The 25494-nt window shown below is 54.1% G+C and carries 18 protein-coding genes; 8 read left to right on the top strand and 10 right to left on the bottom strand.

Annotation, left to right across the window (positions count from 1 at the left end; genetic code table 11):
- Window positions 1-10: 10 nt before the first annotated feature.
- Genes AADB16_RS01240 through AADB16_RS01230 form a run of 3 tightly spaced genes read right to left on the bottom strand, consistent with a single transcriptional unit; the run spans window position 11 to window position 6333 of the window.
- A complete protein-coding gene (locus AADB16_RS01240; RefSeq protein WP_410800837.1) occupies window positions 11-2230 on the bottom strand; it encodes a putative bifunctional diguanylate cyclase/phosphodiesterase in 2220 nt (739 codons plus the stop codon).
- Complete coding sequence (locus AADB16_RS01235) at window positions 2181-3092, bottom strand: GGDEF domain-containing protein (RefSeq protein ID WP_410800835.1); 912 nt, start codon at window positions 3090-3092, stop codon at window positions 2181-2183. Before AADB16_RS01235 ends, AADB16_RS01240 begins: the two co-directional genes overlap by 50 nt.
- 4 nt (window positions 3093-3096) lie before the next feature.
- Entirely contained in the window at window positions 3097-6333 is a 3237-nt protein-coding gene (locus AADB16_RS01230) for a CHASE domain-containing protein (protein WP_410800833.1), read from the bottom strand.
- A 131-nt stretch (window positions 6334-6464) separates the two neighbouring features.
- On the opposite strand from AADB16_RS01230, the gene AADB16_RS01225 reads away from it, so the two are divergent.
- Window positions 6465-6701 carry a hypothetical protein gene (locus AADB16_RS01225; RefSeq protein WP_309043944.1) on the top strand — a complete coding sequence of 79 codons (237 nt, stop codon included), beginning with the start codon at window positions 6465-6467 and terminating at the stop codon, window positions 6699-6701.
- Window positions 6702-6710: 9 nt separating this feature from the next.
- Here the strand turns inward: AADB16_RS01225 and AADB16_RS01220 are convergent, their stop codons facing one another.
- Window positions 6711-7898, bottom strand: coding sequence for a CynX/NimT family MFS transporter (locus AADB16_RS01220; protein ID WP_410800831.1), 1188 nt, complete (start codon window positions 7896-7898; stop codon window positions 6711-6713).
- Window positions 7891-8952 carry an AraC family transcriptional regulator gene (locus AADB16_RS01215; protein ID WP_410800829.1) on the bottom strand — a complete coding sequence of 354 codons (1062 nt, stop codon included), beginning with the start codon at window positions 8950-8952 and terminating at the stop codon, window positions 7891-7893. Before AADB16_RS01215 ends, AADB16_RS01220 begins: the two co-directional genes overlap by 8 nt.
- A gap of 188 nt (window positions 8953-9140) precedes the next feature.
- Between AADB16_RS01215 and AADB16_RS01210 the strand changes: the two genes are divergently transcribed.
- From AADB16_RS01210 to AADB16_RS01200, 3 genes are read left to right on the top strand one after another with little or no spacing between them, the layout of a single operon-like run.
- Window positions 9141-9461 carry a 2Fe-2S iron-sulfur cluster-binding protein gene (locus tag AADB16_RS01210; protein ID WP_410800827.1) on the top strand — a complete coding sequence of 107 codons (321 nt, stop codon included), beginning with the start codon at window positions 9141-9143 and terminating at the stop codon, window positions 9459-9461.
- A gap of 59 nt (window positions 9462-9520) precedes the next feature.
- On the top strand, window positions 9521-10912 hold the full coding sequence (locus tag AADB16_RS01205; RefSeq protein WP_410800825.1) for a cytochrome P450: 1392 nt from the start codon (window positions 9521-9523) through the stop codon (window positions 10910-10912).
- A 4-nt stretch (window positions 10913-10916) separates the two neighbouring features.
- Window positions 10917-12191 carry an NAD(P)/FAD-dependent oxidoreductase gene (locus tag AADB16_RS01200; protein ID WP_410800823.1) on the top strand — a complete coding sequence of 425 codons (1275 nt, stop codon included), beginning with the start codon at window positions 10917-10919 and terminating at the stop codon, window positions 12189-12191.
- Between the two features lie 96 nt (window positions 12192-12287).
- On the opposite strand, the gene AADB16_RS01195 is transcribed toward AADB16_RS01200, so the two are convergent.
- From AADB16_RS01195 to AADB16_RS01185, 3 genes are all read right to left on the bottom strand, one after another.
- Window positions 12288-12437 carry an AMP-binding protein gene (locus AADB16_RS01195; protein WP_410800821.1) on the bottom strand — a complete coding sequence of 50 codons (150 nt, stop codon included), beginning with the start codon at window positions 12435-12437 and terminating at the stop codon, window positions 12288-12290.
- 145 nt (window positions 12438-12582) lie between these two features.
- Window positions 12583-13752, bottom strand: a complete 1170-nt coding sequence (locus AADB16_RS01190) for an acyl-CoA dehydrogenase (protein WP_410800819.1) — start codon at window positions 13750-13752, stop codon at window positions 12583-12585.
- A gap of 137 nt (window positions 13753-13889) precedes the next feature.
- Window positions 13890-15020 (bottom strand): DcaP family trimeric outer membrane transporter, encoded by a 1131-nt coding sequence (locus AADB16_RS01185; RefSeq protein ID WP_410800817.1) that lies wholly within the window; start codon window positions 15018-15020, stop codon window positions 13890-13892.
- Window positions 15021-15317: 297 nt separating this feature from the next.
- Between AADB16_RS01185 and AADB16_RS01180 the strand changes: the two genes are divergently transcribed.
- Together AADB16_RS01180 and AADB16_RS01175 are read left to right on the top strand one after the other, a co-directional pair.
- On the top strand, window positions 15318-18215 hold the full coding sequence (locus AADB16_RS01180) for a ricin-type beta-trefoil lectin domain protein (RefSeq protein WP_410800815.1): 2898 nt from the start codon (window positions 15318-15320) through the stop codon (window positions 18213-18215).
- Between the two features lie 152 nt (window positions 18216-18367).
- Complete coding sequence (locus tag AADB16_RS01175; RefSeq protein WP_410800814.1) at window positions 18368-19447, top strand: helix-turn-helix domain-containing protein; 1080 nt, start codon at window positions 18368-18370, stop codon at window positions 19445-19447.
- Between the two features lie 22 nt (window positions 19448-19469).
- Here AADB16_RS01175 and AADB16_RS01170 read toward each other — a convergent pair whose 3' ends face one another.
- Both AADB16_RS01170 and AADB16_RS01165 read right to left on the bottom strand, forming a co-directional pair.
- Window positions 19470-20936, bottom strand: a complete 1467-nt coding sequence (locus AADB16_RS01170) for a fibronectin type III domain-containing protein (protein WP_410800812.1) — start codon at window positions 20934-20936, stop codon at window positions 19470-19472.
- A gap of 196 nt (window positions 20937-21132) precedes the next feature.
- The gene (locus AADB16_RS01165) at window positions 21133-21762 is read right to left on the bottom strand and encodes an HPP family protein (RefSeq protein ID WP_410800810.1); all 630 of its coding nucleotides are present in this window, start codon (window positions 21760-21762) and stop codon (window positions 21133-21135) included.
- A gap of 174 nt (window positions 21763-21936) precedes the next feature.
- On the opposite strand from AADB16_RS01165, the gene AADB16_RS01160 reads away from it, so the two are divergent.
- Together AADB16_RS01160 and AADB16_RS01155 are read left to right on the top strand one after the other, a co-directional pair.
- Window positions 21937-24342, top strand: coding sequence for a neutral/alkaline non-lysosomal ceramidase N-terminal domain-containing protein (locus AADB16_RS01160; protein ID WP_410800808.1), 2406 nt, complete (start codon window positions 21937-21939; stop codon window positions 24340-24342).
- Between the two features lie 100 nt (window positions 24343-24442).
- Window positions 24443-25489 carry a spermidine/putrescine ABC transporter substrate-binding protein gene (locus tag AADB16_RS01155; protein WP_410800806.1) on the top strand — a complete coding sequence of 349 codons (1047 nt, stop codon included), beginning with the start codon at window positions 24443-24445 and terminating at the stop codon, window positions 25487-25489.
- The last annotated feature ends 5 nt before the right edge of the window (window positions 25490-25494 follow it).

Raw genomic sequence — 25494 nt, 5'->3', positions numbered from 1 at the left:
CCCGGAAGAGTCAGCTCAACGGTGGCTCTTCCGGGTCCATAAACGTTTCAATAGGCTGTGGAACGCCGAAGAAGTAACCCTGTAGGCAAACGTGAGGGTGCAGAGTTGCGAGAAAATCTGCATGAATTTGGGTTTCGACACCCTCCGCAACGACGCGAGCGCCCATGGTGTCGCCAATCCTCACAACCATTGCAACGATGTTGGCGTTCATGGGCTCATTGGGAGCTAAAAGCACGAAGCTGCGATCAATTTTGACCTCGGATATAGGCAGGCGTTGCAAGCGGGATAGCGACGAATAGCCGGTTCCAAAATCATCCAGTGAGAAGGTGCACCCCAGGCTGCGCAATGCCTGCATCTTTTGGATAACGGCTTCCAGATTGTCAGCTGAAACACTTTCTGTAAGTTCCAGGGTAAGTAGCTCAGCCGGAAACCCGGACGCGGCTAACAGGTTTTCCACAGCCGCTACAAAATCATCTTCTGCGAAGTGCTTGATCGATATGTTGATGGCGCAGCGAAGCTCGGGATGGGTTCTATGAACTTCTGCCATTTTTTCCATGGATTTGCGTAGAATCCAGCGCTCGACCTTCACAATTTGCCGGGTGTTTTCCGCAAGAGGGATGAATTCGCCCGGGCCCAGTAGACCGCGTTCGGGGTGATTCCAGCGCACCAGAATCTCAAGCCCGTAGAGAACCCTCTCTGGAGACAGTTGAGGCTGTGCATACAGCACCAGCTCATCCCGCTCTAGCGCCCGCTTCAACTCCGATTCAATCTGTAGCTGGTGGCGAATTCGATCACTCATGGAATCTTCAAAAATCGCGAATGGCCGATTTACCGCTTTGGCACTGCGGTGAGCGGTTTCGGCATGTTGCAGCGCGGAAGAGGGTGAGTTTGAGCTTTCAGTCGGGTATAGGGCGGCACCAACGGTAACTTCAACATGGACGGCAGGGTTGTCGTCAGTTTGAATGGGTTCGGTCAGACTGCTCTGGATACGATCGTACAGCCCTAATACAACCCGATACGCGTCATCAATGGCCCACTGCTTAGGGGCCAGAACAATGCCAAATTCGTCGCCAGACAGCCTGGCTATGGAGTCGTCAGTGAACACAGCGCGGCGCAGGCGTTTGGCGAACTCTCTGATCACCAGGTCACCGCATTTAAAACCGAAGGTTTCGTTGATATAGCGGAAATTATTGATATCCACCACGAGTACAGCGGTAGATACACCGCCATGAGTGCAGAATTTCAGCACGGTACCAAGCTGGGTCAGGAACAGAGCCCGGTTTGAAAGGCCTGTAACCGGATCGCGCCACTTCAGTTCTTCCAGCCGCTGCTCTGTCTCTTTTACACTGGATATATCATTAAACACGACAACGTAGTGCGTGACATCATTGTTGGTTGAGCGAATGGTGCTGATGGTTCGGAGTTCCGGGTAGAGCTCGCCGGATTTGCGCCGGCTATGAAGCTCTCCAGACCAGTGGTCGTGCTCCGTTAGATGCTTGCAGACGCTGTCCAGGTTCAATTGAGTATCTATATCTTTGCTCAGATTCGCGTAGCTCATATTGAGTACGTCTTTTTCGGAATACCCGGTAATGCGGGAAAACGCAGAGTTCACTGCGATGACGGCGCTGTTGGCGTCCAAGAGGATAATGCCTTCCGAGGTTGCCATGAAGACTCTTTCGAACAGGTTATTGCCAGGTTGTCCCGAGTTGGCCAGTTTTTCAATCTGTTCTTTGAGTTCTCTATTCAGAGCCGTGATGTGAGCAAGCATTCCCCGGAGGGAAATGTGCGTGCGCACTCGCGCCCTGACGGCAGGCAAGCGGATAGGCTTGTGGATATAGTCAACGGCGCCGGCTATATACCCTTTCTCTTCTGATTTCGAGTCGCTCAGGGCTGTGATAAATATAACCGGTATATGCAGCAAATCACGTCTGGCTTTCAGGTCGCGACACATCTGGAGCCCATCCGTTCCCGGCATCATGATGTCCAGCAGAATCAGGTGGGGTTTGTCGCCTTGCTCAAGAATGTTCATGGCTTCAGCAGCGCTGGATGCGACCACCAAGTCGTAGTCCTCGTTGAGAGCATCTGTCAGAACACGAATGTTGGTCGGTTCATCGTCAACAACCAGAATCTTTGGGTTGCCGCTTAACCCGAACAGCTCTGATCCATTTTGCATGATAAATTCAAAGTAAGGGTCTGACACAGTTGCGCCCTCCATCTTCCTTGGCCTCATATAGACTCCTGTCTGCGGCTTCAACCAACTCGGCGGCATTTGACAAAGATGACGGCTGAATGGCCGAGCAACCGACGGATATGGTGAAAGACGGGCAGGTTTTCGCATACTCTGGGCGGTTCTGGAATTCGGCCCGAACGGACTGGATGAGGTTGTTTGCCGCCAGCACGGTGTTTTGCAGATCGGCTCCGGGTATAAGTGCGACAAACTCGTCACCTCCGAGGCGTGCAACCACCTCGCCAGCCCGAGCAAAACTGAAATTCATGATAGCTGCGAGCTTTTGCAGGCACGCATCGCCTAAGGCATGGCCATGTTGATCATTGATCTGCTTGAAATGATCCAGGTCGACCAGTACCAGCCCTACGGAGTTATTCTGGCGCCAAGCTCGTCGCCACTCCAGATCAAGTTGTTGGTTGAACAGGCGCCTGTTGCCAACCCCGGTTAAGGGGTCAATAAGAGCTGCTTCTGCCAACATGTCGGTTTTACGCTTAAGGTCAATGAACGTCGATACTTTGGAGCTGAGTATGGTTTTATTGAACGGTTTCAGCACATAGTCTGTTGCGCCATGCCGAAAGGCTTCTTCAATATCCTGAGTGTTATCAGAAGCAGAAATGCAGATAACAGGCACGTAGGCAAACCGTTCAGACGCCCTGAGCTCGTTCAGGAAATCGAGCCCGGAGCCATCGGGCAGGTACAGATCGAGAAGTACTATGTCTATTTCGTCAGACAGTAGCTCTTTTGCTTCTGCCAGGCTCTGACTGATGATCAGCTCGCAGGCGTCCCCCAGAATGCCAACGAGACTGGCAATACCTACGGGTTCATCTTCTACGATCAGCACCGTTGGTGCGCTGTTTATACTCATCAGGTTAACCGCCTCGGCCCTCAGATTTGATCTTCGACAGCAGATCAGTGGCCTCGCTAAATTTGTAGGTTTCAAGTGCCAGGCGCAGGCGCGATGCAAGGGTAGTTTCGCCATTCTCGTGCAGAAATTCCAACACCTGCTCGATGTCACCGTCACTCGCAATACGGTTGCCAGCGAGTCGCTGCATCATCCGTTCAATGATCTGAATCACGGGTTCGCTTGTCATAATATCAGCCCGCCCTGTGGATTCCGCGGCGCTGGCCATTTCAGAAAGCTGCTGAATATGCTCCGCCAGAGTTGTCAGAAGCATTTCCGGCCCGAGTCCTGAGCTGCCCGATTCCACGGCCTCTTCAACCTTATCCGCAACCTTGGCTAATTCCGTGTCAGCGATATTCGCCGCGGCCCCTTTAATTTTGTGAGCAATGGCCTTGGTCGCTGCCGGATCGTTTTGCTTCACGCAGTGTTCCAGAGCAGCAATCATCTCTGTGGAGCTGGCCAGAAAGCTGCGCAGACAACGGTTGAACAGGCCGGGGTCGGCTCCGAATAGAGTCTGGTATGCAGATGCGGATATAAAATCGGGCAGTTCAACGTTGGATGTTTGTTCCGGCGCCCTTGCCGCTCGTGCCAGGGGGAATGGTTCGCCGCTAGCGGCATGGTCTTTGAAGAAGGCTTGCAGCAACCTTTGGATGTCTCCGGGAAGAACGGGCTTGGTCAGGTAGTCGTCCATACCCACGCTGTATGCGCTGCTGCGGTCGTGTTCGGATATTGAAGCAGAAAGCGCGGCTATGATCGGCTGGCTGATGCCTTCGTGGCTTCGAATCTGGCATGCAATATCCTGCCCTGTTTCACCATCCAGATGGAGATCCATCAGAACAAGATTGAATGGGCGGCTTTCCAGGCGCCGCATGGCGTCGGCTCCGTTATGGACAGACTCGGATTGCACACCAAACGAGCTAAGGTAGCTTGCAACGATTTCGCAATTGAGTTGCACGTCATCCACAATCAGTACCCTCAGATTGTGAAATAAGGGACGAGGAGACGATGAGAGCGTGTGTTCTTCCAGCTGCTTTGGCGCGAGATGCTCGAATAGCTTGGAGGGAGTTAGAGGTTCATAGGCTGTGCGCCCCCCTGCATCCTGAAACTCAACCATCCAGCTATGTTTGAAGCCAGCAGGTACAACCACCAGAAGCCCCTTCATCTGGTATTGCTCTGGTGCTGCCAACAAATCCTGCACAAACTCTTTGATTGCTTCTGTTTCAACATCCTCCATATCGACGATCACCATTGAAGGCTTGGTACTTCCTTCGACAGGGCCCTCTGCCAATAGGGACTTGATCTCATTCAAGGATGCGGCTTTCGTCAGCTCCAGAGACCAGTGTTCGCGGTAGGCTTCCAGCAGGGAAAGGTTGTGGTTCATGCCATAGTGATAGACTTGAATCGGGCTTGTAACATGGCGGGTGCCGATGCTCTTCTCATTCTCGGTCAGAGCGACCGGGATCGTCAGGGTAAACTTGGAACCCTGGTTTTCGGCGCTTTCCAGGCTGAGCGTCGCGCCCATGAGTTTTGCGAGATGGTTGCTGATTGCCAAGCCAAGGCCCGAGCCGCCGAATACGCGGCTGGTGGATTCATCGGCTTGACGAAAGTTCTCGAAAACCCGCTGTTGGTCCTCTTCTCTGATCCCGATGCCGGTATCTTTCACAGTGATTTTGAGATCTCCGTGGGTCTCGTCTGTGCTGCTAAATCCGATGCTCACAATCACGCTACCTTCCTGGGTGAACTTGATTGCGTTCCCGACCAGGTTGGTGCATATCTGGGAGATTCGCAAGAGGTCGCCTGTGACACACCTGGGCGTGGACGGCGCAATGTTTACCCGCAGTTTCAACCCTTTCTCTTCTGCTGTGATGGCGAACAGCTCAACGCTGCGCTGAACCAGCGCTTCGATTTCAAACGGCTGATAATCCAGTTCGATATGGTCTGCTTCAATTCTGGACAGGTCCAGAATGTCATTCAAAAGCTGCAACAACACTTCTGAGGCCAGGAATGCTTTGCTTACCAGCCGGCGGGAGTAGTCGTTGAGGCGAGCCTCTTTCAAAAGCACCAACATGCCGATAATGGCGTTCATTGGTGTACGGATTTCGTGGCTCATGTTGGCAAGAAACGCGGTTTTTACTTTAACGGCAGACTCGGCTTCCAACTTTTGCATGTTCAACTCAGCCGTCTTCTCAATAACTTCCTGTTCGGCCCGCCGTTTGGCGTTGGAAAGCAGGAAGAAGGCTGACAGTATGAGCCCGTTGATGATTAGACCACTCACCAGAATGGCTGCGGGTTGCCTGCTGGCGTTGTATTTGTCGAAAAGCCGGGTTGTCTGAACGTCAAAATGCCACTCCCGCCCATAAATATCGAGAGAGTAGGAGGCCTGGAACATGGGTGAGCTATCGTAGTTATCTTCCGCTGTTTCACTGAACTCGCTGTAAAGCAGGTGATCGCCATCACTGATCTGAAAGTGCAACAGTCGGTTCGTGTTTGCCAGGGTGCCCCCCATAAGTCGGGAAACAAGAAAGGGCGCGTACACAAGGCCAAGGAAGTCAGCTTCCCTGTTGTCTTGTTGTTGCACGCCCTGGGTGCGATAGAAGGGATGGAAAAACAGAAAACCTGGCTTCTTCTCATCGTCCTGAACCAGCGCTATGGGTCCGGTAATTTGCGTTTCGCCTGTGCGCATCGCTTTCTGGGCCGCAGTGAAGCGGTTTGATTCGTGAGCCATATCAAGGCCAATGGCGGCTTCGTTCCCGGCGAGAGGTTCAAGGTAGGTGATGGGCCAATAGTCCGAACCTGTGTGAGGCGGGTGAACACGAAAGTCCGGACGTTCTATCCGCTCTTCTGCAAGGTAGGCTTCAAGGTTGCTTTCCGGCACCCTTTTGATAACGCCAATGCCGCGAACCCCCGGCAATCGGTCTTGCACTGCAAGAACCTCTGCAAATTGCCGCCACTGGGTGAGCGAGAGAGCATTGTTGTTTGCGCGGATTACGCCTGCCCCGGAAATCAACGCAAACTCGTATTTTTGCATCCGGTCCATTAACAGTTCATTGAGCTGTTCAACCCGTTGTTCAAACTGGTCTTCAGCCCTGGCATCGGCAATCTGTGAAGAGATCTGCCAGGCGGACACGGTCAGCAGAAAGGAAAGGCAGATGACTATCCAGTGCAGTTTGGTTATTTGGGCTGCGGCGTCCCGGATCTTTCCCATATAATGATCTGTTGAGCGGTGAGTTTGAGTACCAAGAATCAGGTTAGCTGAGGTCTCCGGGAAGTACTAGTAAGACAAACAGTTAGGGGATCTGGATGTGAGCCTGTTTCGGTGTGAAATAAAGGAAGCTTATGGGCCCTGAAGAGTGGCAGCAGGTTTTGGAGGTGATTCCGGATGTGCGAGATGGTCTGACACGCACAGAGAGGCTTATTCTGTACCTGATCCATGAAACCCAGAAAGAGCGGAACGGGCGGAACGTTCCAACCGTTATGCTTTATGGGCGGGTGTTGGAGTATGTCGATATGAGCGAAGCCGAACTGCATGTGTACCTCGACCGTCTCGGCGTGCGAGGTGATGGCACGCAATAGCGCCTCTATTTATTGATCAAGCACGTACCGCTGCCGGCCGGCACCCAGCCCGGCAATGAGAGCACCGAGCGCAATAAGGCCAAGGACGCCGCCGGCAACATTCCAGCTGTCGAATTGTTCGTGCAGAATTCCCATCAGCAAAGGGCCTATCGCGGCCATGGTGTAGCCCAGGCTCTGGGCCATTCCCGACAGGCGGGCAGCGGTTTGGGCATCTCGTGCTCTCACAGCCAAGAGGGTAAGGGCAATACTGAAGGAGCCGCCTTGGCCCAGTCCCAGCACCGCTACCCATAACCAGGCACTCTCAATGGGCGCATAGATACTGCCACCAAGCCCCATCGCCGTCGCAAGCATAACCAACATAATCATACAGCGCTGATCGCGCATTTTGCTGGCAATCCATGGCGCGGCAATGGCTGCGGGTACCTGCACCATAATGGAAACCGACAGGGCCAGCCCGGCCTGAACCGGCTCTACGCCCCGATCTTGCAAGATGGTTGGTAGCCAGCCGAATACCGTGTAGGCGAGGGAGGATTGCAGGCCCATGAAAAGCGCTATTTGCCAGGCCAGCTTGTCTTTGAATAGTGATTTTTCGGCAGCGGGTAATTCGGTGGGCACGTACTTGCCGCCGAGTTGGGACCACCAGACAAGTGCCGCAATAACGGCAGGTATTGCCCAGATAGCCAGAGCCGGCTGCCAGTTGCCATCAAAAAACATGCGCAGTGGCTCGGTAGAGCCAGCCGCTATGGCGGCACCTGCGCACAAGGTGGCAGTGTATATGCCGGTCATCAGGCTGGCGGATTCGGGGAAGTCGCGCTTCACGATCCCCGGCAGCAAAACACTTATAATGCCGATGCAGCCGCCGGCCACTGCCGTGCCCAGAAACAAGCCACTTACCCCCAGATAGGGGCGCGCAACAATGGCCAGGCCCAGAGTAATGAGAACCAGCAACACGGAGCGTTCCATTCCGAGTTTACGCGCTGCACGCGGGGCAATCGGCGCTGCCAGGCCCAGCAGTAATACCGGGAGGGTTGTGAGTACGCCTTGGCCAACAGACGACAGCGGCAGGCTATCGCCAATAGTCTTCAAAATCGGCCCAACGCTGGTCAGCGCTGGCCTCAGGTTGAGGGCGACCAGCATCATGCCTACAAACATCATTATGGCGTTTCGGGCTTGCTGGGGACGGGGTTTGTTAATCATGAGATTGGGATTTTGCCTGCTTTCGGTACTGATCCGGCGTTAGCTGAAACCAGCGTTTGAAGGCTCGCCGAAAATTGGAGCTGTCATGGTAGCTGAGGACGGCCGCAATCGCATCCACCGACATAGTGCTGCTGCGCAGATAACTACTGGCCTGCTGCGACAGTATCTCATCGCGAATGCTCCGAAAGCTGCGACCCTCCAGTTCCAGCCTTCGGGCCAGGGTGCGCTTGCTGATGAACATCATGGCTGCCGCTTCTTCTTCGCTGAGCACCCCCGGAGGCTGCGAAAGCATCAGCTTTTGCAGGCGATGGGTCCAGTTGTTGGTTTTGAGCGGTAGTTTCTGCAGCATTGATTGGCACTGTCGCAGTGCCAGTGAATAGTTTTCATTATTTGCCGCAGCGTTTGGGATATCGCACAGATGTGCTGGGATCTTCAGTACCAACTCCGGAGAAGAAAACTCTACGCCACCAGGCAGGAATTCAGCATAACACTGGCTGTAATCAGGCTCCGCAAAGGAGAAACAGGTGCGCGCGCCTTCAACTGGTTGCCCGATAATGAACTCTGCACACTGAAAAAGAATGGATGCGTAGGCTTCCGAAATAACCCGGTGCACATCCGCATCAAGCGCCATATCAAAGTAGCAATAGCACTCCCAGTAGTACTCGCTGCGCTTCAACTCCAGGTGGGAAAAGTCGGCTCGGGTGGGAAGGTAAGTCTCGAAAGCCTTAAGCGCGATCAACAGATTGGGGCTACTGCTGGCCAGAAAACCCATGGCTCCGTGGGTGGTTGGCGTCAGGCATTGCCCAATGCGCAAGCCGAATAGCTCATCGTCAGTCATCCGCAAGGCGTTTTGCAGTATCTGCATTTGCTGGCTGGATGTGAGCAGGGTGTCGTCCTGCATCAGCTGATCCACTGAGAGGCCCGTCTGCGCGAGCAGGGTGGGCAGCTCCCTTGCTTGCAGGCCCAATACCCGGGCGATCAGGCGAGAATAATTCGGGGGTATGCAGGCGGAATGTCCCACCGTTTGGCCTGTGGCCTGCAGTTTATTCTTCATTTCATTTCGCCTTTCCAGTGAGCGCCTCAAAAACACAGTGTCTTTAAATGACCCTGCGATGTCAAAAAATGACCTCTTTTACCGGGCGGTGATTGCCTAGTCTGGTGCTGTCGGACAAGAAGGTATGTCTGTACCCGTCGCCTGAATTGCAGGTGGCCATACGATCAACCGGTTTTATGGAGCGCTATATGGGCAGTATTACATTCATCGAACACGACGGTGCAGAACACGCTGTTGAAATAGAAGCGGGTAAATCGCTGATGCAGATAGCCATGGATAACGGCGTGCCGGGCATTGATGCAGACTGCGGCGGTGAAGCGGCCTGTGGCACCTGCCACGTGATCGTTGGTGGCGATTGGGTTGCCGCCACAGGCAAAGCCAGCGATGAGGAGTTGCAGATGTTGGATATGACGCCGGATAGAGCGGTTACTTCCCGTTTGTCCTGCCAGATCATCGCAACGGATGCGATGGATGGACTGGTTGCGCGTTTGCCTGAGTTTCAGATGTAACCGGCGCTAGACACTCCCCCACCTCCAAAAAAGACAATAACCGCAAGGATGGACGCATTATGAATTTCGTTAATCTGGTTGCCGAGAAGGGCGCTGCTTTTATACCCGTGCCCATGCAAATCAAAGCCGCCCATTTTGTTTACAAGGCCAAAACCAGGCTGGGCATATACAAAGAATTTCCCGAATTCGTGGAAGCGCCCATTCCGGATGTATCAACGCTGGCGATAGAAGACATAGATGTCAGCAATCCTTTTTCGTATCGGCAAGATCGTTGGGAGTCGTACTTCAAGCGTTTGCGGGATGAATGCCCGGTGCATTACCAGAAGAACAGCGCATTCGGCCCCTTCTGGTCGGTTACACGCTATGACGACATTCTGTTTGTGGACAAAAACCACAAGTTGTTTTCCTCAGAGCCTTTTATCGTGATCGGCCAAGCACCGGACGAGCTCGCGGTGGAAATGTTCATCGCCATGGACCCACCCAAACACGACGTTCAGCGGGCGGCGGTGCAAGGTGCTGTCGCGCCTAAGAACCTGAAAGAGATGGAAGGGTTGATTCGTGAACGCACCCGGGACGTTCTGGATAAACTTCCGTTGAACAGACCCTTCAACTGGGTGGAAGAGGTTTCCATTGAGCTGACCTCAAGAATGCTGGCAACCCTGCTCGACTTTCCCTACGAAACTCGTCGCAAACTTGTTTACTGGTCTGACCTGGCGGGGGGTGGTGCTGAGTCTACCGGTGGCTTGAATGACTCTGACGAGCTATTCCGCGGCATGGTGGATATGTCCCGGCATTTTTCACGCCTGTGGTATGACAAAAAGGCGAGAGCGGCAGCCGGGGAAGAAGCTGGCTTTGATTTGATTACCCTGCTGCAAAGCAATGACGAAACCAGAGATTTGATCAACCGGCCGTTGGAGTTTCTGGGCAATCTGGCGTTGTTGATCGTCGGTGGCAACGATACCACTCGTAACTCCATGACAGGTGGGGTGTTTGCGCTGAATCGGTTCCCGGATCAGTTCACCAAACTCAAAAATGACCCCAGCCTGATCCCGAACATGGTGTCGGAAATCATTCGCTGGCAAACGCCCCTCGCGCACATGCGCCGTGTTGCAACACAAGATGTGGAGCTGAACGGCCAGACCATCAAGAAAGGCGACAAGGTCGTGATGTGGTACGCCTCGGGTAACCGCGACGAACGCGCTATCGACCAGCCGGAACAGTTCATTATCGATCGCAAAAATGCCCGCAACCACCTGTCTTTCGGATTTGGTGTTCACCGTTGCATGGGCAATCGTTTGGCCGAGTTGCAGTTGCGTATCTTGTGGGAAGAGTTGTTGGCACGTTTCGACAAAATTGAGGTGGTTGGCGAGCCGGAGTATGTGCAATCCAACTTCGTGCGCGGCTATTCGAAGATGATGGTGCAGTTGTCTGCCAAACCCTCAGAGGCATGAGCTTATGAACCGGACTTGTATCATAGTCGGTGCCAGCCATGCGGCGGCACAACTGACCACCAGCCTTCGCCAGGAAGGCTGGAAGGGCCAGATCCTGGTGATTGGTGATGAGCCCCACTTGCCTTATCACCGGCCTCCGCTGTCCAAGGCGTTTTTGTCTGGTGAGAAAACGGCTGAAAGCTTGCCTATACGCCCGGCAGCGTTTTATCAAAAGAACGATATACAGTTTCGCCAAGGGCGGGTTACTGCCATCAAACGGGATCAGCAGACGCTGACGTTGGTTGGGGGTGATGGAGAGCGAGATGGAGAGAGCGAACAGCTGAACTATGACCAGCTTGCGCTTTGCACCGGCGCGCGAGTCCGGAAGGTGGAGCTGCCCGGCAGTGATCTGGACGGAATTCATTATTTGCGCAATATGGCCGACGCTGAATCCATTAAAGCGAGGGTTGTGGACGGCAGGCATGCCGTGATTGTTGGTGGCGGTTATATTGGCCTCGAAACAGCGGCGTCGCTAAGGCAACTGGGGATGCATGTAACCCTTTTAGAGCGAGGCCCAAGATTACTGGGGCGGGTGACCGCTCCCGAGGTATCCGAATTCTACCACCGGGTACACACGGAAGGTGGCGTGCGCATCCATACCAATATCGCTGTTTCAGGATTCTCCGGTAATGGTCGTATGCAGAAGGTTATTTGTGCCGATGGCGCCGAGTTCCCTGCCGACCTGGTTGTGGTTGGCGTAGGGGTGTTGCCGAACACGGAGCTTGCTGAAGCGGCTGGCCTCAACGTGGACAACGGCATAAAGGTGGATGAACATTGCCGCACCAGCGACCAGAACATAGTTGCCGCGGGGGATTGCGCCAATCAGTTTAACAGCGTTTACGGTTGCCGCATTCGCCTGGAATCTGTTCCTAATGCTACGGAACAAGCCAGGATTGCTGCTGCCTCGATTTGTGGCCAAAACAGAACCTCAGAGTTTCTGCCCTGGTTCTGGTCAGATCAGTACGGTTTAAAATTGCAGATCGCCGGCCTGAGCCAGGGTTACGACCAACTGGTTATTCGAGGCGACAGGCTCACCGGCCGAAGCTTCGCTGCGTTCTACTTTAGAGAAGGGAGGCTCATTGCTGCGGACTGTGTAAACCGCCCGCAAGAGTTTGTTTTGAGTAAGCGAATCATCGCGCAAAACCTGGCTGTTCAGCCGGATCGGTTTGCGGATGAGTCTGTGCCGGTCAGAGAATTGCTGCTGGCGGATAGCCCGGCACTGGCCAGTGCCGGGGGTTGAGCACAGATTTATGGATTGATTGTCTGAGTAATGGCCCTCAAGGCTCTTACGAATCATGTGCTTCTGAAACGGCGGAGTGGCCTGGCAGGCAACGTTCTACTTCCTGAGACGCGACGTTCTCGCCGCCGGTTTTGATGACGTTTTTTTTGCGATCGTATTGCTCATGGCCGTCATGGTGACGGCCAAGTGACTGGTGATAACACCTTTCGGGTTTGCCGTGGTGCCACTGGTATAAAGCAGTTGCACGGATTCTGGTCGATCATGTTCAGTGAAACTTCACTGCTTGTGGACATAGAAAAACTCCGACGTGTTGTACTTATCGTGAGCTGAATCTAATGCACGCAGCGAGTTGCAGTAAGCGCTTGCTTGGCTTCTGCCCCCCCCCCGGGCATCAGCTAAACGCCGCAATACCGGTTTGGCCACGGCCTAAAATCAGGGCGTGAACATCATGGGTGCCTTCGTATGTGTTCACTGCTTCCAGATTCATCACATGGCGGATCACGTGGTACTCGTCTGAGATGCCGTTACCGCCGTGCATGTCGCGGGCGACCCGAGCTATGTCCAGCGCCTTGCCACAGTTGTTGCGTTTGAGCAGGGAAATCGCATCGGGCGTGGCATCACCGGCATCCATCATGCGCCCCAGTTGCAGTGCGGCTTGCAGGCCCAGAGTGATTTCGGTCTGCATGTCTACCAGCTTCTTTTGAATCAGTTGGTTGGCGGCCAGGGGCCGGCCGAACTGTGTACGCTCAAGGGTGTAACTGCGAGCGGCGTGCCAGCAAAACTCGGCAGCGCCCAAGGAGCCCCAACTAATGCCAAAGCGGGCTTTGTTCAGGCAGCTGAAAGGCCCCTTCAAGCCTTCTACGTCCAGCTTGTTTTCCTCCGGTACAAACACCTCGTCCATAAAAATTGAGCCGGTCTCTGAGGCGCGGAGTGAGAACTTGCCTTCAATTTTCGGGGTGTCGAGCCCTTTGGCACCGTCACGCTCGATCACAAAACCGGTCACCTTGCCGTCCAGTTTGGCCCAGACTACAAAAATATCGGCGATGGGAGAATTGGTGATCCAGGTTTTGGAGCCGCTTAGCAGGTAGCCGCCGTCTGCCTTTTTGGCACGGGTTTCCATGCTGCCCGGGTCAGAGCCGTGGTTGGGTTCGGTCAGGCCGAAGCAGCCAACCAGTTCGCCTGAGGCCAGCTTTGGCAGAATGCGCTTTCTTAAAGCTTCTTGGCCGAACGCATGAATTGGGTGAATGACCAGTGAGGATTGAACGCTCAGTGCAGAGCGATAGGCAGAATCAACTCGTTCAACCTCGCGAGCGATCAGGCCGTAGCTAACGTGGTTCAGGCCAGGGCCGCCGTATTCCTCAGGCAAGGTAGCGCCAAGCATGCCGAGTTCGCCCATTTGATTGAAAATATTGCGGTCGAATTTTTCATGACGGTTTGCTGCAAGAATGCCAGGCATAAGGCGTTGGTCACAAAAACCACGAATGCTGTCCCGTACCTGACGCTCTGTTTCATCCAGTTGTTTATCGAGTTGCAGCAGGTCGTTCCAAGGTGCAGAAGCCATTTTTCTTCCTCAAAAAAAGTAGTTGTCAGGTATGCCATTTTCACAGGGTGTGATGAGCTTTGAGGAGACGGACAATCCAAAAACATACACCCCGGAAGAGTCCGGGGTGTATGTTTACTTACTTAACAGCAGGTTTTTTAGAAGTTGTACTGAGCTGCAAACAAAAGCCGGCTCGCATCGCCGTCGTCGCCACTCTGCACTTCGCGCATACCATACTGGTATTCAACGCCCATCATTACGTTCTTGACCGGAGTCCACTGATAGTTTGCCATCACAGCAGAGATTGTCTCCGATGTGGTAGCGGCAATCACTCCGTCGGCAACACCATCATCCAGATCGACCTCTGTCATGCCGTAGCCGATGTTGATACTCCGGCCATTGCCAAGTTTGAAGCCAGCGCCAAGGCTGCCGCCGTATCCGGAGATAGTTTCTACATCGCCATTGGGGGCAACATATGCGCTAGCTACACCTGAACGATACAGGTAGTTGCTTGCGCCATCCGTGAAGCTCAGGGTTCCCTGAATCGTAATCATATCTGAAAGCGCGATTTTGCCAGCCACGAAGGTTGCAAAGCCAAAGGCGCTGTCATCGGTTGTGCCTGTATCATAGCCAAGTTGCTGCGCCAGAACCGCGGCAGAGTAGGACAGCCCGCCCGAGCTGTCTTCAAAGCGAGCTGTCAGGGCAGGCATGCCATCTTTGGCTGCAGCGCCAGCACCTTCAACCGAGTTCATTGGTTGTTCTGCAGAAACGGATAAAGCTCCGGTCGTGTAGCGCAGCTGCGGGGTGCGGGCCTGATACCCAGCTAAACCTGGCAGGGAGTCGAAGTCCAACGTTGATGTGTTACCTACGAAACTGGTGAAGTTGGACCAGGTTTGGCCGGCCAAAACACCATTGTATGAACCGTAGGCATGGCGCAAGCGCAAAGTCCCACCACCGCCGCCACGGAAATCCCCTTCAATGTTAAAAGTGACGCCTTCAGGGCTGGTTGTTTTAACGCCAATGCGGCTTTGGAACGCATCGGCACCGAAATAGCCTGTTGCCTCGTTGTTTTCAGCGGCACCCACGTTAATTGCTTCGTAGTTGAAAGACCGGGTGGATGATGCAGCATTTTCATCAATGTCGTAGCTTGCTTTCAAGCTCGCGTACCCGTAAATACTGCTGTCCCAACCATTAGCGTCAAAGTTTACTGCACCTGCCTGACTTGCCATACCGGCTACAGTCATAGCGGCAGCCGCACGAAGGGCCATTCCTAATTTGTTGCTTTGCATTATTGTTAACTCCAAACATTAGGTAATTATTTTTGTAAGACCCCGCACGAAAGATAGTTGCCATCCCATGACAACTCAAATAAATCTTTGTGTTTGTTCGACGAATGTCTGTGTTTTTCTTTTCGGTGCCGTTGGCTGGGTGCTTGTCTGGCCCGTCCTGACACGCATTCAAGAAACTGCACAGCTCTTTCAGGTTATGCAAACCTCTTGCTGTGGCACGAGCCAAGTCCTGCTCCTATTGTTTGTGACGGATCCACCCAGTCAATCCGATATAACACACAATAAAAGGACAGGATCATGGCTCGATTCCTCTTGGCGTTCTTCGGAGCCGCCACCTTACTTGGTTCAACAGCCCATGCATCTGACGAAAGTTCAGACGCAGTGTTTGGGCTTGCACAGGGTTGTTATGCAGTTCAGTCAGTGCACAACGATCGGTTTATGCGCCGCTATAAGACTAGCGGCACCATTAATAATGGCTGGAGTTTTGACTTCAGGGCAGAGAATGCCGGGCAAGCGGCAAGCTTTTACTTCAAGCCCAGCGGGTTTGGTACCTTCCTCATGCGCGACCAGGCTGGACGTTTCCTCGATACACGGCTTCCGGCAGAAATTACGGCGGGCACCGATCCTGCTAAGCACGCAAACTGGCGTATCGATCAGCGTGTCGAGGGCGGAGAGCACCAATTCAAGTTAACCAGTTTGTATCTGAACCGCTCACTCAGGCATAACTGGAACAGCCGGGGTATTTATTTCATTGATTTGCTGAACCCCTGGAACAGGAATAGCGAAGACTGGTTCAGGTTTGTGCCTGCTGAAAACTGTGCAGACTTCCCTGAGGCCGAGCTCAATGTTGCGGGCGACCGCGAGCAGCTCAAAGGCGACCTGAATGCCCCGGTTCGCGGCTCGATTGATGCGCACACTCACATCACCTCATACGAATTCATGGGTGGAACCATGATGGGCGGCGCCCCGTTTCATCCCTTTGGTGTAACCAAAGCACTTGCCGACAGTTCCGATGTGCATGGACCCAATGGCTCGCTGGATGTGATTGGCAACCTGATGGGTTTCAACGATATTAACTTCCGCTACAACACCGCCGGCTGGCCGGATTTCCCCTTCTGGCCCAATCACCAGAGCTTGTCCCATACCGGCTACTACTATCGATGGATCGAACGGGCCTTCCTTGGCGGGCAGCGCATGATGGTGACCCACCTCGTAGAAAACGAAGTTCTGTGTAATCTTCAATCCACCCTGTTGCCTCAAAGCTGGGGCGGCACCAACAGCTGCAATACGATGGAGAGTATCGACCTTCAGATTCTCCGGCTGCATGAAATGCAGGCCTATGTGGACGCTCAGGCTGGCGGCCCGGGCAAGGGATTCTTCCGGTTGGTAAGCTCCCCCGAACAAGCCAGACAGGTTATCGCTGATGGCAAAATGGCGATTGTTTTGGGCATCGAGGCATCTGAACTCTTTAATTGTGGCTTGAAAGATCAAACCTGCTCCCAGGCCTATGTGGATGCTCAACTGCAGAAATATCACGACTTGGGTGTTCGTGTGGTCTACCCCATTCACCGGTTTGATAACCAGTTTGGTGGCGCCAGAATTGAAGGCGGGTTAATCAATGTGGGTAACAACCTGTCGACCGGCCGGTATTTCTCCACCAGTGCCTGTGCTGAGGAAACCGAAGGCCAGATGATGATTAACGATCTGGGACTGTTCGGGCTTGAGGGCTTGCTGGGGGTGAGTGGCTCTACCAATTACGATGAAACCACGGGCCAGTGCAACAATCGCGGGCTAACCGATCTTGGTATTTATCTGGTGAACCGGCTGATGGATATGGGCATGGTCATCGAGGTGGATCATATGTCCCAGCATAGCCACGAAGCCGTGCTCGCTATTGCCGAGGCGCGACAGTACTCCGGGCTGATTTCCGGCCACAGCCATATGCACGCGGGTACGAACGGGACTGTGCATCCGAATGCGGTTCGGATTGCTGAACTTGGCGGCATTCTGGCGCCCTATAACAGCGATGCGGACACGATTGGCGGCGCGATTTCCGGGTTTCTGGACAAGGTTGAGGCCACGGATTATCTGCCGGGTGTGACCTTCTCTACCGACATGAGCGGAATTGGCAACCAGCCTGGCCCCCGCGCAAGTGTTGGGGTATCGCCACTTGAGTATCCGTTCACTACGGAGTTCGGATTTACGGTAAACAAACAGGTTACCGGCAATCGCAGTTTCGATCTCAACTCTGATGGCATGGCCCATTACGGTCTGGTTGCTGATCACATTCAGGATCTTCGCGAGCGCGCGCCTAATCGCGTATATGAGTCTGTTATGAACTCCGCAGAAGCTTATCTGCAGATGTGGGAACGGGCTCGTGGCAACACGAATCGCCAGTTTGTGAATCCGTTACCAAACTACGTCACTATCTATAACCGTGGTACCAACACCTGCATGGATATTCCGGGGAACGACGATGGCGTAACCAGTGGTGCCTGGGTAGATCATTACGCCTGCCAGCCCCTGGCCCGGGATCAGCGGTGGTTGTTCGATCTCGCACAGGGAACGATCTCCAACCAGGAAGGCGACGATGCATTCTGCCTGGATAACAACGGTACGCCCTGGAACAACGGCTATCCCAACCTGCAGGCGTGTAACGGCAGTACACAGCAAAGCTGGCAGTACTCCGGGCAGCGGATAACCAATGCGGGCAGCAATAACCACTCTCTGGATGCCTATGGCAGCGGTTGGGTAGGATTCTGGCAGTCCCACGGTAACGCGAACCAGCAATGGGAGTTGCGCATGGATTCTGCAAGCGGTCGCTTGGCGGAGTACCGGAGCGCCAAGTCTGGTTTGTGCCTGACTGCGAGCGGTGTTGGTGCCCAACTGAACCTTGCGGCCTGCTCAGGAGCCGACGCTCAGTTGTGGCAATGGCAGCCCACGTTGGGCGTGTTGCGCTCCGGGCTTGATCCCAGCTTGTGTGTGGCCAGCTCAGCTCAGACCATCAACAACACACCGCTGGTGCTCGCCGCTTGCAGTGCCGGTGCGGCTCAGCAGTTCGAGCAGCATGCCGATAAATCCTTCCGGCTGAAACAAAACAGCCATTACGCTTTGGATGCAGCAGGCCAGAATTTGGTGATGTGGCAGCACCATGGCGGTAGCAATCAGCAGTGGATTGCGACACTTCCTCAATAGTTAATCGCCGCCCGTTCGTCATCATTGACGGGCGGGCGGTTCTTCCCTCTACAGTCACCGTTTTCAAGGCTGCAAACCAGTCGACGCATAATTCCCTGAATTCCTCCTATACTTGATAAAAAATAATAACATCAATAATCGAGGGGTTCGCTTTGCTCGCGCTCACTGGGTTCGGTTTTGGTTCTCTGGCTGCTCTGTTCCTGATTTCCTGGCGAGACTTCCGGCACTTGCGCGTAGGGAAAGTTTTTATTCTGATCATCCTCGCATCAGTCGCATACCTTATGGATCCGCTCGCTCCGGCTCACTGGCGCTGGCTAACCTCTGATCTTCAAACCGCGCTGCCCGCTTTGTTCTGGGTGCTTTGTCAGCTTGTCTTTGCGTCGCGCCCACGATTATTGAGCGTATGGGGCGCAATGGCCCTATACAGCTTTGCTGCCCCCGCGTTATCCACTCCTTTCATAGAGGCTGGGCACTGGTCTGATTTGGGTGTGTTTTTGGGGCTGAAATTGGGGCAGTGGTTTGAGTATGTGGTTGTGTTGCATGGTGTTATCTATGTGGTTCGCCATTGGCGCAACGATCTGGTTGAAGCGCGTAGAAAGCTCCGCTTGGCGCTGCTGTTGATTCTGGGGAGCGCAGTGGGTACCGCAACCATCAGCCTGAATTTTGGTATATACCCTGAGGCGACCAGAGGCATGATTGTGGGTTTGGCATCCCTGGCGATTCTTTTCTGCATTATTTCGTCCCGTGATGTATTGCTGGAACTGACGCCAAGCGAGCAGTCGGTTGAATGTGAACAACAGCCGGAACCGGAAGCTTGCGCTCTGGTTGATGCGCCACGGCAAGTGGATAGTGATGATGGGTTAAAACTGGAAGAGCTTATGAAAGGTGGGTTCTACAAGAGGGAAAAACTGGCGTTAAAACAGTTGGCAGATGCTCTGGGTATTCCGGAGTACCGAGTACGCCGTTTGATTAATCAAAAGCTCGGGTATCGTAACTTCAGTGATTACATCAACCACCTTCGGATCGCGGAGGCTTCGAGCCGCCTGATCGATACGCCAGATGAGCCTGTGCTGAACATATCTCTGGATGTGGGGTACCGAACCCTCAGCTCTTTCAATCGTGCCTTTCGGGAAATTATGAACACTACACCAACGGCTTTTCGGCATGAGAGAAGCCTTGAGCAGCTTCAGGCTGGAGAGGATCCAGGTGTAAAAGACCTGCTCTCCAGCTGAGGCTAAGGTTGATTTCCCGGAGTTACCGGGAAATCGTTTTGCTTACAGAAACGGACCAGTCGCTTTCAAGGCCATTGGTATCTACGGTTTTCATTGCGAAATACCAGGTACCCTCGGTAAGGCCGGCGACTTGGTATTCCATCGCTTGACCGTCTTCTACAGTGATTTCATTCGTTCTGTCATCAACACTTTCTTCTGTGCCGTATTTAACGATGTACTTGTCAATTTCACCCATGGCCAGTGCTTCTCCGTTTACGCGGGTCGCAGGCGCATTCCAGCTCATTGTTGCGTTACCCGTTATCGGCTCTGGAGTTGGCTCTGGCTCAGGAGTCGGCGCTGGCTCAGGCTCAGGTGTTGGCTCGGGCTCTGGGGCTGGTTCAGGCGTCGGCTCGGGTTCTGGTGTTGGCTCAGGCTCGGGAGCTGGCTCTGGCTCTGGCATTGGCTCTGGCGCTGGCTCAGGTGTCGGGTCAGGAACGGGTTCCGGCGCTGGCGGAACTGTCGGCATTGTGGAACCCAGGGTTTGTTCGAGGCTTGCAAGGGTGTTGTCCATAACCGCATCTTTAACGCCAGCTCCTTTCAGCACGTCCCATAGTAGATCGGCCTGCACAATGGCTGCGACAGTTAGCAGCTCAACGCTCAGGTTCAGATTCTCTCCGGCGCTTAGCGGCAGGTCACCATTGGGTTCAGAAACCTCTTTGGCAGCACTGAGAACATCGCCCAGTGTCTTCCATTCTTGTCCGTCTACCAAGCTAAGAAAGGCAATGTTCAACAAGGCGGTTTTCAGGTCCTGGGCTTGAATGCTGCTCAAATCTGCGGATGCAAGGTCCATTGGCTTCTTCAGCAAGGCGCCGGCACCAAGGCCAAAGTGCTTTTCCTGATCGCGAAGCAATTCCGTGAACCGGGAAACGCTGTGATCCGATGACTTGAGAAACTTTTCAAATGCCAGAGTTACCAGTGGTGTTAAAACAACACCTTCGTTGGCATTGGACGGCACTACAAGGGATTTCAGCTCCAGGTTGTTACCCGGCCAGAACCATTCGCCAAAGCTGATGCTGACTCCAGAAGGTGTTTTACACGAAGGTTGGGCATCGCAGCGCATGAGGGTTTCAGTATCTGACTGCAGAATCACCTTTAACGGCTCAGCTGAATAGGCCTCAGGTACTGAGATCCGGAATCCACCATTTTCGTTGGTTCTGACGGTGTCACCGATTTTTACCCAGTTGCTATGCATAGTGCTGACCATAGCGTCGGCTTCGTGATGCCAGATCGAGATAAGCCCACCGTTCACAGCTCCTTTAACGGCATAACCTTCTACCCAAAACTTCTGCTCCGGGGTTTCTTCCGGGGTGTTGTTGTCACCGGGCGTGGTCACCGATGAGTTGGGTGTTTGAGGTGATGGGGCTGAAGAATCGCCACCACCACAGGCGGTAAGGAGTGAGCTCAGCGCGATGATAAAGAGGCTTGAGCGTGAGCTTGTAAGGAAGGACATTGTGCATCTCCGGGGTATTTGGATGATGCAATCCTATCGGGCAAGCGTGTTAAATGGTGTAAAATATGGCGCTATTTGGTTACTTTTTGAGCCAAAAAACCGTCGCCATCAAGTTCGATAAGCGGGGGTGTGGACGCGTTAAGCGTGGTGTGCGGTGGCCGTGCTGTGCCCTTACTATGCCCGTGCTATAGCTCTATTACGGCCTTTCGGGGCTTAGGGACAGTGCTGGCCCAGCCGCATCAGATGACCACAGCGGGTAGGGAATGTCCGACAGGCGGTTCATCAAGAACGCATGCACCAGTAACACAAGTACACCTGCCATCAAAATAGGTAACTGGGAAGGGTTGGGCATAAGCCCCAAAGATACGATCAGCGCAGTGGCGCCTGCGGGTGGATGGGCAACTTTCAGTAAAACCATCAAACAGCTGGTCAAGCCCAAAGACACGGCGGCGGCACCCACGCGCGGTAAATCCACAGAGCTGACAAATGCTGAGGGCGCATCCTGTAAGCCAAACAGATACAGCGCTAACAGCCCCATCAAAGCGCCAATTAAATGTCCGCACAGGGTGTTTCTTGGTGAGGCTGGTTGAGCCATGGGCACATAGAAAAGAATAAAAGCAGTCGCGCCCAAAGACGGGAAAATAAAAGCTTCCTGAGTGATCAGCGCGATAAATGACACCAGAGCGATGCTTAACCCACCATTAACGAGGTTGAAGCCAGCCATCACGGTTCTTCGGCTATATCTGCTTGCCAAGCGTTCCAGGTGGAAGGCTCGTAAAACGCCGGAAGCCAGTTGCCAGCGTAATCGTTCGTTCTTGATACCCATGGTGCGTCCGTACACAAAAAAGTGGGCTAGAGTACGTTGTGGCAGTGGTTTTCGCAATTTCCCGTTTGTTATATGGTTATTTTTTTAATGCCTGAGTCAGTGCAGTCAATGCATCGCAGCAATCTGGCGCTATGCTGTGCCGGCTAAGAAATACGGCATTGATTGGAGCCAGTCGTGATTCGCAACATCAAGGTGAGGTTTTACGCTTTATTTTTGCTGGCCTTCGCCTCGGTTGTGGCCCCCTATGCTGCGGGCGGGGAGGCCCCAAAACCCTTCGCGAACCCGGCGTTGGCGCAGTGTGTTATGGAAAGCCAGCTTCGGGAGGTTGGGGCAGGTCTGGATGCCCCATCAACACACCCGGCTGGTCATCGAAAGCCTGCTATCCCGGCAGAGTTCGGAAGAACGCCTTGCCGTGATAATCGAGCGTTCCGCTTTGGCAGTGGCCTGTCGGATATTACGGGTCCTGTGGCGCTGAAAAGTGGTGCCGGCTGGGAAGACACAGGCCAGGTTATGCACGGCCTTCATCAGCGGCAATATGCGCGGGCTTTTGCGGTGGAATCACCCTGCAACGGCAAGCGGCTGATGTTCGTGTCGGCCGACATCGGCCTGATGTGGGGAAGCATTCGGGTGGGAGTGCTCAAAGCGCTGGCTGCGGACCCGGAGCTGGCGGGCGTATATGCCGCAGACAATCTCATGCTTTCTGCCACCCACACCCACAATGGCCCTGCCGGCTACGCCCATCATGAAGCCGGGAATTCGCTGCATCTGGGCTTCGATTCGCTAGTATACAAAACCATAGTAAGCGGGATTGCAGACGCCATATCCCGTGCTCACCGCAACATTGAAGCCAATCCCCAGCCTGCGCCTATTTCCATGGCAGAGGGTGAGCTGCTCAACACCAACATCAACCGCTCGCGGCCTGCTTATGCCATGAATCCGGAACAGGAGCGGCAGCAGTACCTGAACGTGAGGGGCGAAGAGGTTGATGTTAACAAGACCATGGTGCAGCTGAACTTGCGCCGCGGCAATGGCAACGCCGTAGGGGTCATCAACTGGTTTGGCGTGCATCCCACAGTGATGGGGCCCGAGGTGCCGTACGTCAGTTCTGATATCAAGGGCTTCGCCTCCTTGGGTTTTGAAGAAATAATGGGCACTGAATACAGAGATGACCCGGCAACCGACAGTTTTGTAGCCGCCTTTGCCCAGGCCGATGAAGGTGATGTTTCCCCTAATATTTTCATCAACGAATTTCCCCACCCGGACCCCCGCCGTGGTGGCGGTGAAACGCCGATGGATTCCAATGCAATCTCCGGAACGAAGCAGCTGGCCAGAGCACTGGAACTTTGGCAGGCCGGACAGCCGCTTGAGGGTGGTGTGGACTACCGGTTGATGCACGTACAGATGAACGAAGTCACCGTCACAGACGCGCAGGTTCTGGCTAGCCTGCAGCATCCCCCAAAGCTGGATGCGACAGTTAAACAAACCTGCAATGCAGCTCTCGGGTTGTCCTTCCCGGCCGGTGCAGAAGATGGGCCCGGCCCCTTGAGTCGTGAAGGGCTTGCGTGCAGCACTTCGCCATCCTCAGAGTCCAGCGGGACCCTTGATATCGCCAGCGCTGCTTTTCCTTTCAATATTCTCGGGGATTTGTTGATGTGTAAAACGCAGCAACTGCCTGGGTTGGGGTTGGGCTGCCACGCTGAAAAGCCGGTGCTGATGTTCACCAATGCCGGGGAGGTATTCGATGGATTGTCTGGAACGCTGGGCAAGCTGTTCGGATTGACCCTCAATCTCGAACCGGCGGTGCAGCCGTTTCAGGTATTTCGTATCGGCAATCTCGCCATGGTTGGCCTGCCATGGGAGCTGACCACTGCCTCTGCCCGGCGCATACGGGCGATAGTACTGGAAGAGCTGGTGCCGGTGGGTGTGGACACGGTGGTCATCGCCGGTTTGTCGAATGGTTACAACCACTACCTGACCACCCGGGAAGAATACGCCAGCCAGCAATACGAAGGCGCGTCGACGGTATTTGGCCCCTGGAGTCTCGCCGCTGTTACTCAGGAGCTGAGAAAGCTGGCGGTCTCGATGGCGGAAGGAACGGCTTTGCCAGAGGGCCCGGCTTATCCGGATGTCACTCCGATGTTGCGCAGGCCTCCTTACATAGCGGGTGACCGCCCCGGCGCCCAGGGGTTTGGTGCGTTGATCGAGGATGTTCCCGCCCAGGCGGCACCTGGCGATCAGATTGCTGCCCGGTTTCAGGCCAGCCACCCTCGCAACGATTTGATGCTTAACGACAGTTACGCGTTTGCTGAAAAGCTTGATGACGATGGCCGCTGGGCGGTGATTGCCACCGATCGCCATCCGGACCTGCTGTACACATGGCACCCCGAGTATTTGCCGCCCATGCCTTTGGATTTGCCCTTCACCGGAGCCTCGGAAGCCACGGTTAGCTGGAAACTACCCCGTAATTTGGCTCCGGGCAGCTATCGCCTCAGAACCAAAGGTGTCGCCAGCCCTGGTGGAGCCTGGGAAGGCGTGAGTGGAACCGTGAAAGTAGAGGGTGTGCAAGCAAGTTGCCCTTAGCAGGGGATGGAAGCCAACGAATCCTGTAGCATTGTCGAAGGTTGGTTCGTGGCACAGGGCGGGCAGTATGCGTTGCTGACTGTAGACGGTGGGAAAGAATATGCGCTCAAGAAAACCTCTATGGCTAACGCTTTGTTTGCTCGCTACTGCAGTGTTTGCCCAGGCCGCTGAATCAAGGGAGCTGGTGTTCCTCAACTGGCAGGATTACATGGACCCTGCGATTCTTGAGGAATTTGAGCAGCGCACGGGCATCGCAGTAAAGCAAAGCTATTTCGATTCCGATACCTCCAGGGACGAACTGCTGCTTGAAACGGAAGGCAAGGGCTTTGATGTTGTGCTCATCAATGGGGCGTCCATCCGAATTCTGGCCAAGCGCGGCTGGCTCGAACCTCTTGGTGAATCCAGCATTCCCAATCTGGTGCATGTGGACCCGCGTTGGCGCTCCGCGTTTGAAAAAGCCGAAGAGTATGGTGTGCCTTATTTCTGGGGAACACTCGGCATTGTCTACCGTAAAGATCTGGTTCCCTTCGAGGTGACAAGCTGGATGGACCTGTTGCAGCCGGTGGCAGAGCTACAGGGCAAAATCGCCATGATCGGCGACAGCGCGGATATGATTGGCGTAGCGCTCAAGGCGCTGGGCTACTCGCTTAATAGCACTGACAGGCAAGAGCTGAGAGAAGCGGAAGCGCTTCTGCATGCACAGGCACCAGCGGTCGAAACCTATCGCTACATTTCCCTGAATGAGGACTCTGCCCTGCTATCCGGCCAGGTTGTCATGAGCATGATGTACAACGGCGACACTCGTATGTTGCAGGAACACAGTGACGATGTTGTGTTTGTACTCCCTGAGGAAGGTAGCAATATCTGGACTGATTATTTGGGGGTACTCCGAGCCTCCACCAGAAAAGCGGATGCCAAGCGGTTCATCGATTTTCTCAATGAGCCTGAGATTGCCGCGCGGCTGGCCCAGTATGTCTATTATGCAACCCCGAATCAGGCTGCCGAAGCCTTGCTGCCCGGGAGCTTCAGAGATGACGAGGTTATCTATCCAAGAGGGGAAGCACTCGACAACTCGGAAGCCTATAGCCGTCTGCCGCCACGTGCCAAAAAGAACCGTGCCGTTATCTATTCGCGCCTCGTCAACTGAGACTC

The organism is Marinobacter sp. KMM 10035 (assembly GCF_046537445.1).
GTDB lineage: Bacteria > Pseudomonadota > Gammaproteobacteria > Pseudomonadales > Oleiphilaceae > Marinobacter > Marinobacter sediminicola.
Note: the sequence above shows the minus strand (reverse complement) of the source record. Positions and strands in the feature narration are given on the sequence as shown.

What these genes read in the sequence shown, in the direction of transcription:
- AADB16_RS01235 (WP_410800835.1), bottom strand. Translation starts at nt 3,092, where the DNA reads ATGAGTATAAACAGCGCACCAACGGTGCTGATCGTAGAAGATGAACCC.
- AADB16_RS01225 (WP_309043944.1), top strand. Translation starts at nt 6,465, where the DNA reads ATGGGCCCTGAAGAGTGGCAGCAGGTTTTGGAGGTGATTCCGGATGTG.
- AADB16_RS01240 (WP_410800837.1), bottom strand. Translation starts at nt 2,230, where the DNA reads ATGAGGCCAAGGAAGATGGAGGGCGCAACTGTGTCAGACCCTTACTTT.
- AADB16_RS01210 (WP_410800827.1), top strand. Translation starts at nt 9,141, where the DNA reads ATGGGCAGTATTACATTCATCGAACACGACGGTGCAGAACACGCTGTT.
- AADB16_RS01165 (WP_410800810.1), bottom strand. Translation starts at nt 21,762, where the DNA reads ATGGGTATCAAGAACGAACGATTACGCTGGCAACTGGCTTCCGGCGTT.
- AADB16_RS01205 (WP_410800825.1), top strand. Translation starts at nt 9,521, where the DNA reads ATGAATTTCGTTAATCTGGTTGCCGAGAAGGGCGCTGCTTTTATACCC.
- AADB16_RS01230 (WP_410800833.1), bottom strand. Translation starts at nt 6,333, where the DNA reads ATGGGAAAGATCCGGGACGCCGCAGCCCAAATAACCAAACTGCACTGG.
- AADB16_RS01200 (WP_410800823.1), top strand. Translation starts at nt 10,917, where the DNA reads ATGAACCGGACTTGTATCATAGTCGGTGCCAGCCATGCGGCGGCACAA.
- AADB16_RS01185 (WP_410800817.1), bottom strand. Translation starts at nt 15,020, where the DNA reads ATGCAAAGCAACAAATTAGGAATGGCCCTTCGTGCGGCTGCCGCTATG.
- AADB16_RS01190 (WP_410800819.1), bottom strand. Translation starts at nt 13,752, where the DNA reads ATGGCTTCTGCACCTTGGAACGACCTGCTGCAACTCGATAAACAACTG.
- AADB16_RS01180 (WP_410800815.1), top strand. Translation starts at nt 15,318, where the DNA reads ATGGCTCGATTCCTCTTGGCGTTCTTCGGAGCCGCCACCTTACTTGGT.
- AADB16_RS01155 (WP_410800806.1), top strand. Translation starts at nt 24,443, where the DNA reads ATGCGCTCAAGAAAACCTCTATGGCTAACGCTTTGTTTGCTCGCTACT.
- AADB16_RS01220 (WP_410800831.1), bottom strand. Translation starts at nt 7,898, where the DNA reads ATGATTAACAAACCCCGTCCCCAGCAAGCCCGAAACGCCATAATGATG.
- AADB16_RS01170 (WP_410800812.1), bottom strand. Translation starts at nt 20,936, where the DNA reads ATGTCCTTCCTTACAAGCTCACGCTCAAGCCTCTTTATCATCGCGCTG.
- AADB16_RS01215 (WP_410800829.1), bottom strand. Translation starts at nt 8,952, where the DNA reads ATGAAGAATAAACTGCAGGCCACAGGCCAAACGGTGGGACATTCCGCC.